This window comes from Psychrobium sp. 1_MG-2023 (genome assembly GCF_030689115.1).
GTDB lineage: Bacteria > Pseudomonadota > Gammaproteobacteria > Enterobacterales > Psychrobiaceae > Psychrobium.
This window is the reverse complement of the sequence record NZ_JAUYVJ010000031.1, coordinates 1-12316: the sequence shown is the minus strand read 5'-3', so window position 1 is coordinate 12316 and position 12316 is coordinate 1. Positions and strand designations below refer to the sequence as shown.

11 protein-coding genes and 2 tRNA genes are annotated in these 12316 nt (G+C 39.5%); 8 read left to right on the top strand and 5 right to left on the bottom strand.

The window, feature by feature from the left end; translation table 11 throughout:
- Nucleotides 1–7: 7 nt before the first annotated feature.
- The 3 genes from Q8W26_RS14550 (at nucleotide 8) to Q8W26_RS14540 (ending at nucleotide 3739) form a co-directional block, all read left to right on the top strand.
- Nucleotides 8–625, top strand: coding sequence for an XTP/dITP diphosphatase (locus Q8W26_RS14550; protein ID WP_101214897.1), 618 nt, complete (start codon nucleotides 8–10; stop codon nucleotides 623–625).
- Complete coding sequence (gene hemW / locus Q8W26_RS14545) at nucleotides 626–1792, top strand: radical SAM family heme chaperone HemW (protein ID WP_101214898.1); 1167 nt, start codon at nucleotides 626–628, stop codon at nucleotides 1790–1792.
- Nucleotides 1793–1855: 63 nt separating this feature from the next.
- The gene (locus tag Q8W26_RS14540; protein WP_101214899.1) at nucleotides 1856–3739 is read left to right on the top strand and encodes a DUF885 family protein; all 1884 of its coding nucleotides are present in this window, start codon (nucleotides 1856–1858) and stop codon (nucleotides 3737–3739) included.
- A gap of 37 nt (nucleotides 3740–3776) precedes the next feature.
- Here Q8W26_RS14540 and Q8W26_RS14535 read toward each other — a convergent pair whose 3' ends face one another.
- A complete protein-coding gene (locus Q8W26_RS14535; RefSeq protein ID WP_101214900.1) occupies nucleotides 3777–4082 on the bottom strand; it encodes a hypothetical protein in 306 nt (101 codons plus the stop codon).
- A gap of 243 nt (nucleotides 4083–4325) precedes the next feature.
- Between Q8W26_RS14535 and Q8W26_RS14530 the strand changes: the two genes are divergently transcribed.
- Nucleotides 4326–7100 (top strand): EAL domain-containing protein, encoded by a 2775-nt coding sequence (locus Q8W26_RS14530; RefSeq protein WP_101214901.1) that lies wholly within the window; start codon nucleotides 4326–4328, stop codon nucleotides 7098–7100.
- Here the strand turns inward: Q8W26_RS14530 and Q8W26_RS14525 are convergent.
- From Q8W26_RS14525 to trmB, 4 genes are all read right to left on the bottom strand, one after another.
- Nucleotides 7097–7792 carry a GGDEF domain-containing protein gene (locus Q8W26_RS14525; protein WP_305473682.1) on the bottom strand — a complete coding sequence of 232 codons (696 nt, stop codon included), beginning with the start codon at nucleotides 7790–7792 and terminating at the stop codon, nucleotides 7097–7099. The genes Q8W26_RS14530 and Q8W26_RS14525 overlap by 4 nt on opposite strands.
- Nucleotides 7793–8306: 514 nt before the next feature.
- Complete coding sequence (locus tag Q8W26_RS14520) at nucleotides 8307–9095, bottom strand: DUF2884 family protein (RefSeq protein WP_101214903.1); 789 nt, start codon at nucleotides 9093–9095, stop codon at nucleotides 8307–8309.
- Between the two features lie 179 nt (nucleotides 9096–9274).
- Nucleotides 9275–9607, bottom strand: a complete 333-nt coding sequence (locus Q8W26_RS14515) for a YggL family protein (protein ID WP_101214904.1) — start codon at nucleotides 9605–9607, stop codon at nucleotides 9275–9277.
- A 76-nt stretch (nucleotides 9608–9683) separates the two neighbouring features.
- A complete protein-coding gene (gene trmB, locus Q8W26_RS14510; RefSeq protein WP_101214905.1) occupies nucleotides 9684–10412 on the bottom strand; it encodes a tRNA (guanosine(46)-N7)-methyltransferase TrmB in 729 nt (242 codons plus the stop codon).
- A gap of 227 nt (nucleotides 10413–10639) precedes the next feature.
- On the opposite strand from trmB, the gene mutY reads away from it, so the two are divergent.
- From mutY to Q8W26_RS14490, 4 genes are all read left to right on the top strand, one after another.
- On the top strand, nucleotides 10640–11683 hold the full coding sequence (mutY, locus tag Q8W26_RS14505) for an A/G-specific adenine glycosylase (RefSeq protein WP_101214906.1): 1044 nt from the start codon (nucleotides 10640–10642) through the stop codon (nucleotides 11681–11683).
- A 15-nt stretch (nucleotides 11684–11698) separates the two neighbouring features.
- Nucleotides 11699–11971: an oxidative damage protection protein gene (locus tag Q8W26_RS14500; RefSeq protein WP_101214907.1), complete on the top strand. Its 273-nt coding sequence runs from the start codon at nucleotides 11699–11701 to the stop codon at nucleotides 11969–11971.
- Nucleotides 11972–12111: 140 nt separating this feature from the next.
- Nucleotides 12112–12187 (top strand) — tRNA-Phe (locus Q8W26_RS14495).
- A gap of 53 nt (nucleotides 12188–12240) precedes the next feature.
- A tRNA-Thr gene (locus tag Q8W26_RS14490) sits at nucleotides 12241–12316 on the top strand.

Here is a 12316-nt window from a genome sequence, read left to right as displayed (position 1 = left end):
AACACTCATGTCTCAAATCGTCTTAGCCACTGGCAATCAAGGTAAAGTAAAAGAGCTAGCCAACATGCTCGCCCCATTGAACGTGGAAATTGTCGCACAAAGCGCATTTAATGTTCCTGACGTGCCTGAAACTGGCACAACTTTTATCGAAAATGCAATTATCAAAGCACGCCATGCCGCAAAGTTAACAGGAAAACCTGCGATTGCTGATGACTCAGGCTTAGAAGTGCGTGCGTTAAAGGGGGCTCCAGGTATTTATTCAGCTCGCTTTAGCGGTGAAGGTGCCACGGATCAATCGAACATCGATAAATTACTAGTAGAAATGGCAACAGTACCGACTGAGCTGCGCCAAGCAAGGTTTGTCTGTGTCTTAGTTTACATGCGCCATGAACATGATCCTACGCCACTAATTTGCCAAGGTTTTTGGGATGGAACTATTACTACTGAGCAAAGTGGCCGCGATGGGTTTGGCTACGATCCCGTGTTTTATGCACCCGAAAGTAATTGCACCAGCGCAGAACTATCAAAAGAGCAAAAGAATAAACTCAGCCATCGAGGAAAAGCGCTCGCGGCTTTATTACCTCAGCTGACAACCGAACTATCTCAACTAAAGGTTGAGCAGTAAATGACACACAGCTCAACGGTAACAAATACGTTATCACTGCCGCCATTAAGCTTATACATCCATATCCCTTGGTGTGTACAAAAGTGTCCTTACTGCGACTTTAATTCGCATGCGCAAAAAGGTGAAATACCTCACGTTCAGTACGTCGATGCGCTTCTCGAAGACTTAGCTAATGACTTGCACTGGGTACAAGGGCGTACTTTACAATCTATTTTTATTGGTGGTGGTACTCCTAGTTTATTAGACCCAAAACAAATGAAGCGCCTATTGGATCAGGTAAAACGGCTGATCCCGTGTCGAGATGACCTTGAAGTAACGATGGAAGCTAATCCAGGCACAGTAGAAAGTGGCAAGTTTGCATTGTTTCAACAGGCGGGAGTCAACCGAATTTCAATTGGAGTTCAATCTTTTCAAGAAGATAAATTGACAATTCTAGGTCGTATTCATGATCATAACGAAGCAATTAACGCAGCAAAGCAAGCGAATACTCTCGGGTTAAAATCATTTAATATCGACCTAATGCACTCTTTGCCACAACAAAATGTCAGCGATGCTCTCGTCGATTTAAATCAAGCAATTGCCCTGAATCCGCCTCATTTATCGTGGTATCAATTAACCATAGAGCCAAATACGCAGTTTCACTCTAAGCCACCAACTATTCCAGATGATGACACTTTAGCGGACATCTACGAAGCGGGAAAACAAGCGCTTACTGATGCTGGGTATCAGCAATATGAAATTTCAGCCTTTTCTAAGCCTGATTATCAATGTTTTCATAATCTCAATTACTGGCGCTTTGGTGATTACCTCGGTATTGGCTGTGGTGCCCACTCGAAGGTTACTTGTTTAAAAACCAATAGTATTGTGCGTCATGAAAAGATTAAACACCCAAAGGGTTATCTTGATTGTGAAAATCAGTATATATTTAGACAATGGTCTACCGCAGATGAAGACTTGCCGTTAGAGTTTTTTATGAACCGCTTTAGATTAACCGAGCCATGCCCTCGGCAGGACTTTATTGATTATACCGGACTAAATGAAAGCATCATTCGCGTTCAGTTAGAACAAGCCATAACGAAAGGATTAATTGAGCAAAGCTCAACACACTGGCAAGTGACTCCTTTAGGGCAACGTTTTTTGAACGAGTTATTAAATATATTTATGTAGCCTTTTAGGTACTAAAAGTTTGTGCATTGGGCACCCAACGAAGAACACACAGAAGTAATGAGTATGAATAAAATAAATAAAACTTTACTTGCCTTAACCACGGGCGCTCTATTTATTGGTGGTTGTAGCCACAAACCGACTTACGAATCAGCCTCTGCAGCAGAGCCATTGCAACAGTCATTAACTGATCCGGCCAATCTAAAGTCAACAGTAGATAGCGCACGCGTAATAAGCGAGTCTAAAAAAGCTAATCAGTTATTTGATGAAATATATCAAGAGAACCTAATGGCTAGCCCTATGGGTCAAACCTACATGGGCATTAAGCAAGATTACGATAAATGGGATGATATAAGTGATGCCCAAGCGCAGCAAAACCATAAAAAAAATATAGCTGATCTTGCTCGTTTAAGCTTAATTAACCCAGAGTATCTAGATACACAAACTAAATTAAGCTATACCTTATTTAAAAACAGATTAAATGATGACATTAATGATCATCAGTGGCGTTTTCATAACTACCCAGTAAACCAAATGTATGGCATGCATTCACAAGCAGTTAGCTTTTTAATTAATGCGCACCGCATTACTGATGTTGCTGATGCTCATGCATATATTGCTCGTTTAAATGGCTTAAAGCCATTAATGCTACAAGTAACAGAGTCTTTAAGAATACGCGAAGAGAAAGGTATTATGGCACCTCACTTTGTCTTTGACTATGTCATCAATGACTCTGTGAATATCATCAAAGGTCAGCCTTTTAATGCTGGTAAGGATAGTCCATTACTCGCTGACTTCAAAAAGAAGATTAGCGGTTTAGATTTACCGAACTCTGAATTAAAAGCACTAGAGGATAAAGCTAAGCAGGCACTATTAGCGAATGTAAAACCAGGTTATAGCACGCTAATTAGTTATTTACGTGAACAACAGTCACGTGCAACTTACGATGATGGTGCATGGAAATTACCACAAGGTGCTGATTTCTATAAACGCGCTTTACAAAATACCACCACAACAGACATGTCAGCCAATGAAATCCATGAGCTAGGCTTAAATGAAGTCACTCGTATTCATAATGAAATGCGTGAAATTATGCATAAAGTTGGATTTAAAGGTGATTTAAATGAATTCTTTGCCTTTATGCGTACCGATGAGCAGTTCTATTTTGAGAACACCGAAGAAGGACGTCTAGCCTATCTCTCACAAGCAACAGGTTTTATCGACCAAATGCGTGAGCGATTAGATGAACTGTTTATTGTAAAGCCCAAAGCGGATCTTGAAGTTAAACGTGTTGAAGCATTCCGTGAAAAGTCAGCTGGTAAGGCGTTCTATAACCGCCCAGCGCCAGATGGCTCTCGCCCAGGCACGTACTATGCCAATCTATATGACATGAAAAATATGCCAAAATATCAAATGGAAGCCTTAGCTTTCCATGAAGGTATTCCAGGTCATCACATGCAACTAGCGATTTCAATGGAATTAGAAAACATTCCAAAGTTTAGAAAGTTTGGTCACTACACCGCCTACTCTGAGGGATGGGGTCTTTACACTGAACTACTACCGAAAGAAATCGGCTTCTATCAAGACCCATATTCTGACTTTGGTCGTTTAGCGATGGAACTATGGCGTGCCTGCCGCCTAGTCGTCGATACAGGCTTACATGAAAAGCGTTGGACTAGAGAACAAGCGATTGACTATCTTGCCCAAAATACGCCAAACCCTCAAGGTGATGTGATTAAAGCCATTGAGCGATATATTGTAATGCCGTCGCAAGCCACCGCATATAAAATTGGTATGATAAAAATCTTGTCATTAAGAGAGCATGCTAAAGAACAGTTAGGTGAAAAATTCTCTATCCGTGAATTTCATGACATTATTCTAAAAAATGGACCTGTTCCGCTGTATATCCTAGAACAACAGATCAATGCTTATATCAAGACTAAAAAATAATCTTGTTACAGAGTAATAGAATAAAAAAGCTGAGTTTTTACTCAGCTTTTTTTATGGTTAACTGATGGATACTACCTTCTTGGGGCGGATTCGCATCAACTAGCTTTTGGTACTCTTGACGTGGCACTTCAACGCTAAGCGCCTTGAAATAAACTCGCCAATGTTTTGTTTTATCGCAGGTCTGTTGCTTATCTTCGATACATTTAGGGTCAATTAATCGTAAAACTTGTTGAACCCTCTCAACGCGATACAACGCACTAGACGACTCTTCAGCAGCGTGTGAATTGACGGACATAACGCTCAACATTACAAACATACTGACTCGAATCATAAAATTTTTCATATATTAGCTCTTTATTAATGCTTTAAATATTATAGCTCGACCTAAATCGAACTGCACTTCCAAGCATCATCGACTATTGTACAATCCTATTATTTCTACAATAACTTAATATAAGAATAAAATCACAAAGGATTAGATATTTAACTTTAATAATGCGAATTTATTAACTTATAGTGAATAAATATAGAATTGTGTCTATTTTATGTTTATATTATCGGCGACGTGTTCCCATTGGTTTGCAAGATGAGATTATTAATAAAAAGAAGAGCTTGGTCCATTTTTAGTGCATTATTGCTCTTGTTGCATTTCCCTTCTGTAGCAAACGATAATGGCAATACGAGGGAGTTGGACAAAGTAACGTTACAGCTAAAGTTTGAACATCAATTTCAATTTGCAGGTTACTACGCCGCCAAAGAACAAGGTTATTATCAAGAAGTTGGTCTGGATGTCCACATTGAACCAGCAAAAATTGGCGATAGCGCAACCGATGCAGTATTATCAGGTGATGCTAATTATGGTGTGGGAGGCTCAGAGCTTTTAATTAAGCATAGCAAAGGCTTACCCGTTGTTATGTTAGCGGTTATTTTCCAACATTCCCCTTTTGTTCTTGTCACCCCTAGGGGAGTATCTCTCTCTTCCTTAAACCATAAAACTATCGGACTATCGAAAAACTCACACGAACTTTTAATGATGTTAAAAAGAGCTGGTGTGGATAAATATCACGTCCCAACACAAAGTTATACTTTGTCCGATTTCACCACGGGAAAGCTTGACGCACTTTCAGCTTATATCACCAATAGCCCTTTTAAACTAACAAAACAAGGCGTTGATTTTGACCTTCACACCGCTAGAAACTATGGTGTTAACTTTTATGGCGATAATATTTTTACTAGTAAATATGAACTAGAACAGCACCCGCAGCGAGCAAAGCGTTTTATGGAGGCAAGTATAAAGGGCTGGACTTATGCTATGGAAAACCCTGCCGAAATTGCTCAGCTTATCCATAACAAGTATCAAAGTAAGCGAAATATTGAAAGCCTGCTTTATGAGGCGAAACAGCTCGGTTACCTAATTCAACCTCAACTACTAGAGATTGGTACATCCAATAAAAAACGCTGGCAAAATATTGCTAAAACCTATGAAGAGTTAGGGCTGATAAAACCTAATTACGACTTTAAAGGTTTCCTGTATCAACGCGAAGAAAACAATCGAACAAAAGTAATTTATATTGTCTCGGCTATTCTCTTGGTTGTTGTCATTGCTATTTTATTACTGCATATCTCATCATTGCTTCGTGAACGACAAAACTCAGCACATGAGATGCGTTTTATGAATAGTATATTGCGCACCCAGCAGCAAGCATCAATTGATGGCATCATGACTTTCGACGCTAATGGGGATCTTGTTAACGTCAACAAACAATTAAGGAAACTGTGGGGTTTACAAGGGGATACATTTACTCCAAAAGATACGTGGAAGATCATCTACTCTATGGTACGCCAGCTTAATAATGCTCAAGAGTTTTTAGCTACAGTCCGTTTGCATAACAATAACCCAAAGATGCAAAGTTTTGCCGAAATACAGCTAAAAGACGGCCGTACCTTTGAACGCTTTTCTGCCCCTCTGTTTCATGATGACAAAAGTTTTCTAGGCCGCTTTTGGAGCTTTAGAGACATAACAGAGCGGAAACTCGCCGAAGAAAACATTTGGCTGCAGGCTAACTTTGATACCCTGACTAACTTACCAAATCGCTTAATGTTTAAAGAGCGACTAGCGTTTGAAATAAAAAAGAGTCAACGTAGCCAAAAACTCATTGCATTATTGTTTTTAGACCTTGATCGTTTTAAAGAGATTAATGACTCATTAGGTCATGATTTTGGCGACAAACTACTGATTAAGGTTGCTCTACGATTAAAGCAATGTGTGCGTGATGTCGATATGGTTGCACGACTAGGAGGGGATGAGTTCACTATCATTATCAGTGAATTAGAGCATGTAAATGATATTGAGCGTATAGCTCAAAGTATCTTAGTCGCGTTGTCGACCCCATTTCAAATCAACAACCAATCACTTTATATCAGTACTAGTATCGGTATCACATTTAGCCCTTCCGATAGTGATAATGACGTGCAATTACTCAAGAATGCCGATCAAGCAATGTACCATGCGAAAACATTAGGTCGTAATAATTATCAATTTTTTACCCCTTCTTTACAATCTGATGCGCTAGATAGGATGGCTCTTACTAACGATTTACGTCATGCAATTGAAAAAAATCAGCTATTCGTTGTTTACCAGCCAATTGTATCGCTAGAAACATTAAAGATTGTTAAGGCAGAAGCACTCGTTCGTTGGCGACACCCTGAACGAGGTATCGTTAGCCCAGTTGAATTTATCTCGATTGCAGAAGAGACTGGTTTAATTAATAATATTGGTGAATGGGTATTCAAACAGGCTGTAAGCCAAGTTAAGCAATGGCAAGATTACCATCCTGGTTTTCAGGTCGCCGTTAACACATCCCCGATCCAGTACCATAGCGGTTCAATAACCCCCCAGAAATGGCATCAACATTTAGCTTTCAATCAAGTTGATAGTAAATTATTAACGATAGAGTTAACTGAAAGCTTATTGATGGAGTCAAATGCGTCACTGCTAGATACGTTACGTAACTTTAGAGAGCAAGGGACACCAATCTCTCTAGATGATTTTGGTACCGGTTACTCATCACTATCATACTTAAAGAAATTTGATATCGATTATTTAAAAATCGACCGAAGCTTCGTTAATGATCTCACTCGACACTCTAAAGAGTCAGCATTATGTCAGGCGATTATTACCATGGCTAAAAGTTTGGGGATGCAGATAGTAGCAGAAGGTATTGAAACTAAAGAGCAGCAACAGTTATTAACAGAATTCGGGTGTGACTTTGGTCAAGGATATTTGTTCTCAAAGCCAATCACAGCAAACGAATTTAGTAATAAACTACAACAGCAAGCAGACTCTTTATGCCAAGATTAGCTCTCTAATTTTGACTCAACCCTATTGCGCCCGTTTGATTTGGCTTGATAAAGTAATTTATCTGCATCACTTGCAGCTTTAGATAACTCATCAGGCCTATTTGCTAACGTGACTCCTAAACTGATTGTAATATTGATATCCTGCTCATCCAAGACGAAAGGTGAGTAGTGCAATACACGATTCAATTTTTGGCCAATGGATACCGCTGAGTCATATTCGGTATTAGGTAATAGAATCATAAACTCCTCACCACCCACTCTTGCTATTACGTCACCGTTTCGTAAATTACTTTTAATGACTTTAACGACATGGCAAATAACATCATCACCAACGACATGTCCATACTGGTCATTCACCCGCTTAAAGAAATCGATATCAGTAGCAATCACTGCAACAGGAAATAAGCTTTCTTCATTTTGCTGTAATAAGGGGAGGTAGGAATTAATTAGGAAGCGTCGGTTAGGGATCTTAGTTAGTGGATCAGTATTCGCTTGATGATTCTTCTCAATGCTAACTTGCGCTAATTCATTTTGACTTTGGCCACGGAAAAACTCTGTTATAAACGCAGCAACAATAGTGACAAACATTGATGCTTGAAACCTTGCAACTTCCTCCTCTCTATATTCAGCAATGATTAAATGTTGGTTTTCTAATAGAAAAAATACTAAACCGAATACGACAATATTCGCCAATAGCCCCGCGCAGCAGTTTAATAAGACGAAGAATATTAGTGGAAAGGGGTAAGTCCAATAAAGCGCTGTATTACTTTCTCCCCCGCTATAGACTAGACATAAAATAAAAAATGCAATACAGCTGAACCCGGAATAACAACAATGTTGGAATTTTTTATAACAAGAAGAAAAAGCAGAATTGAGACAGATAACAACAGATGTTAAGACGAGTAACCAGAATAGTAATCGATCATTACTGAAAGTGTGTTTAGAAGCAAAAATTAACATCATGATACTGCCAGCATAGCTTACGGTGTAAAGTATCAATTTTTTTCTTTTGTGCTCGATATCATCAACTACACTTAAGTTGATAAAACTTTTCCACCAATCTGAACCCACAACATATACTCACCACTTTCAACATGCGTACTTTATCATATAAGAAAAACCTAATAAGCGATAAAAAGCATACCTTATTCCTTTCGGTAATAAGGTATGCTTGATTTAAGTGGTTTGGAAACAAATTACTCAGTTATTAAATGTGCTGGGTCGACACTAAATTAAAGTCCGCAATTGCAGGGATTTTTTGCTGCATCTTAGTTTCCACTTGCTCTAAACGCTCAATCTTGGCACACATCTGCTCAGCTTGTAACTCAAGCTCTTTACCTTGAGCCTCGATACGCTCACCAAAGCTTTCCATTTTTTGTTCAAAGTCTTGCATACCATTTTCACCTTGAGTTAATAACTTGCCTAATAACATTAACATATGGCCACTAGACTCTCTGATTAATGATTCAACCTCACTCTCAATTTCTTGGCCTAAATCATTTCCAGCGACATCCATTTGCTCTTTAGATAAATAATACTCACCATCTGCTGTGTTCATCATCGGCGCTAAGCGCTGTTCAAATTTTTCGACAATCGATTCTATCTTTCCTTGTAGTTCCGTCTCACCCTCAAAAAGGTTTTCGAACACTTCGGTAATCGTAGTCTGTGCTAACGCTAAACCTTCAGCGACTAGTTCAGCCACTTGAGGTGCAAGCTCTTGCACTAAATCGTGATACTCATTAACAATGGCTTGTTGCTCAGCATCTAAATGAATTAACTTACCTTGGCTGTATAGCTTTGCGTCTTCAGTAATTCGAAATAATGACTTCTCACCATCTAGTACTTGAATATAAGCTGGTGTCACCTTGACACTTTGTTCTAGATTAACTTCACAACTACGGTCAGATGAATAGCCAACATCATGCGCGAACGCTGACATCGATAGAGTTGAAGTTGTTAAAAATGCTGCAGCGGCAATAGCTAATTTAGTTTTCATAATACAGTCCTATCTAAGTATCATTTAGTAATATGACATGATAAGAGCAAAGGCGATGCCAAGATAAGATAAAGCATTAAAATCAAAGAGATAGATAAAAACTGAGAAGGAGTAACAAAAGATATAGGTCAATATCATTCTAAAGTGGTGATATTGACCACATTGTAGAGGTTAAAAAATTAACCCCACCAAAGATCAAATAAAGGTGTTACTTGAACGTTTTCCATGCCTTTGCCTTCCAAGTATACTTTCACAGCTTCGCGCTGCTCGTCAGTACATTTACCTAGCATTTGAGTGCAGATTAGTCCTTCCCACTCAAGGTCACCACCACCAGCAAAGCCTAAACCGTTCACTTCGATAACATCGTTAATCAAACCATCAATAACAGTATCAATTTGTGCGTTATCAGTGCCAGAAGCAAAGTTCCAGCTCACTTCAAAACCTAACTCTTGAAATTCATCAACGCGAAGCTTCTTACGAATACGGCGATTACGTTTTGCATTATCTTTCATGGTATTTCCTTTATATTTACGGTAATTAAGTATTGTAGCTTAATCTATAGAATAATTGTTTTATTAGTCAGATTTATTAACTAACGCGTTGATACATCAAATCCCAAACGCCATGACCTAAACGGTGACCACGCGCTTCAAACTTAGTTAACGGGCGATGAGCTGGGCGCTCAATGTAATCACCATCCGTAGCGATATTTTTATAGCCTTGGGCCACACTCAATACCTCGACCATATGCTCAGCATAATTTTCCCAATCTGTCGCTAAATGAAAGATACCACCAACCATTAAGCTGCTACGTACATTTTGCGCGAATAATGGCTGTACGATACGACGTTTATGATGGCGTGCCTTATGCCATGGATCAGCAAAAAATAACTGCATACATGACAGGCTGTTTGCTGGAATACAATCAGCAAGGATTTCGATTGCATCATGACAATATACGCGTAGGTTTGTGACGCCCTGCTCACCGGCTTCCATTAGACAAGCACCAACACCAGGGGTATGTACTTCAATACCAATAAAGTTTTTCTCGGGTGCAGCCTTAGCCATTTCAACTAACGACTTACCCATGCCAAAACCTATTTCAGCAACAACGGGGTTGTCATTACCAAAAACCTCTTTAAAGTCAATCAAACCATCTTTATGCTCTAAGCCCATGGTTGGCCATAATTGCTCTAACGCAGCCTCTTGCCCTTTGGTTAAACGGCCTTCGCGTTTAACAAAACTTTTTATTGTACGAATATAAACACCATCTTTTTGTTTTTGTGCGATGGTTTCGGCGCTATCTTGCTTAGTCATAATTTGGCAACCTTTATAAAGAGTGTCAGCTAGTATTCAATCGGCGGCATTTTTATACGTTGTAGTGAAAATAGTCAATATATATTGGCTTATTCGGCTAAATAATGTGGCTTTGTTTAAATAATTAGCGCAATCCCGCTTTCGGGCTCTCACTGGTTGCTATTAATTATGGCACTAGTACACTGCTCGATCATCAATAGTATTAAGACAGTTTTAGAGTTAGCTTTATGTCATTACCTTCATTTTCTCAGCGCATTGTTGATTGGTATCATATACACGGTCGCAAAACGTTACCATGGCAACAGGACAAAACCCCTTACAGAGTTTGGGTTTCTGAAATAATGCTTCAGCAAACTCAAGTAGCCACAGTCATTCCATATTACCAGCGCTTTATGGATAAATTCCCGACTATTACTGACCTTGCCAACGCACCTCAAGATGAAGTGTTACATCTATGGACAGGTCTAGGCTATTATGCACGAGCACGCAACTTACATAAGACTGCTCAAATTGTTCGCGATCAATACCAAGGTGAATTTCCTACGGATATAGAACAAGTGGTTGCCCTGCCCGGAATTGGGCCATCTACTGCTGGTGCGGTATTATCTCTATCACTTAATCAACCTCACGCCATTTTAGATGGTAATGTAAAACGTGTATTAGCGCGTCATTTTGCGATTGAGGGCTGGTATGGTGTTTCAAAGGTTGAAAAAGAGTTATGGCGCGTTAGCCGTGAGCTAACTCCAACGACCGATACACGCTTTTATAATCAAGCAATGATGGACTTAGGGGCCTCACACTGTAGCCGCAGCAAACCAAACTGCGAAGCTTGCCCAGTCAACTCAACTTGTATCGCTTTTAGTGATGGGCGGACTAGCGAGCTACCTCACTCTAAGCCAAAGAAAACCACTCCCGTTAAAACAACTAATATGCTGATTATTCATACAACAGAAGAAGCACATTTAATTCAGCGCCCACCTCAGGGGATCTGGGGTGGTTTATACTGTTTTCCGGAATTTAATTCTCGAGAAAGCCTTGATGCTTGGTTAGAGCAGCAATCATTTGGCGGCGTATTAAAAAAATTACCACAAATTAGGCATACATTTAGCCATTACCATTTAGATATCACGCCATATCATTTATTATTGGTACAACCCAGCGATAATGTTGTGATGGATGCTAATAGTAGCCTCTGGTATAACTTAGTTAACCCACCCGAAGTCGGCTTAGCGGCAATCACACAAACACTGTTGCAACAAATCAGTAAATAATTAGAGGATATTAACGTGGCTCGTACCATATTTTGCACCCACTTAAACAAAGAAGCCGAAGGCCTAGACTTTCAAACCTTACCAGGTGAATTAGGTAAAAAGGTATTTGATAATATCTCTAAGGAAGCATGGGCTCGCTGGATGTCTAAACAAACAATGCTAATCAATGAGAAAAAACTCAATTTAATGAGCCCTGAAGATCGTGCTTTATTAGAAAAGAACATGGTCGCCTTTTTATTTGACGGCGAAGACGTTCAAATTGATGGCTACGTACCTGAACAAAAATAACTCAAAATGTTAAATTCAGCTGATATTTTAAGCACAAGTTAGTCAAGGCGAATACAATTCAAGCAACTAATAGAATTGTTGCCTTTTTTATAAAATATTAGTTGACTTAAACCGCTAAAATCTATTTAATAGCCGCCGTTGCCTCGATAGCTCAGTCGGTAGAGCAGAGGATTGAAAATCCTCGTGTCCCTGGTTCGATTCCGGGTCGAGGCACCATTTATATTCCTTTGGAAAATAAACGGTGCAAGCAACAATCGTTTTAAAGGTGCGCCGACATAGCTCAGTTGGTAGAGCAACTGACTTGTAATCAGTAGGTCCCGAGTTCGACTCTTGGTGTCGGCACCA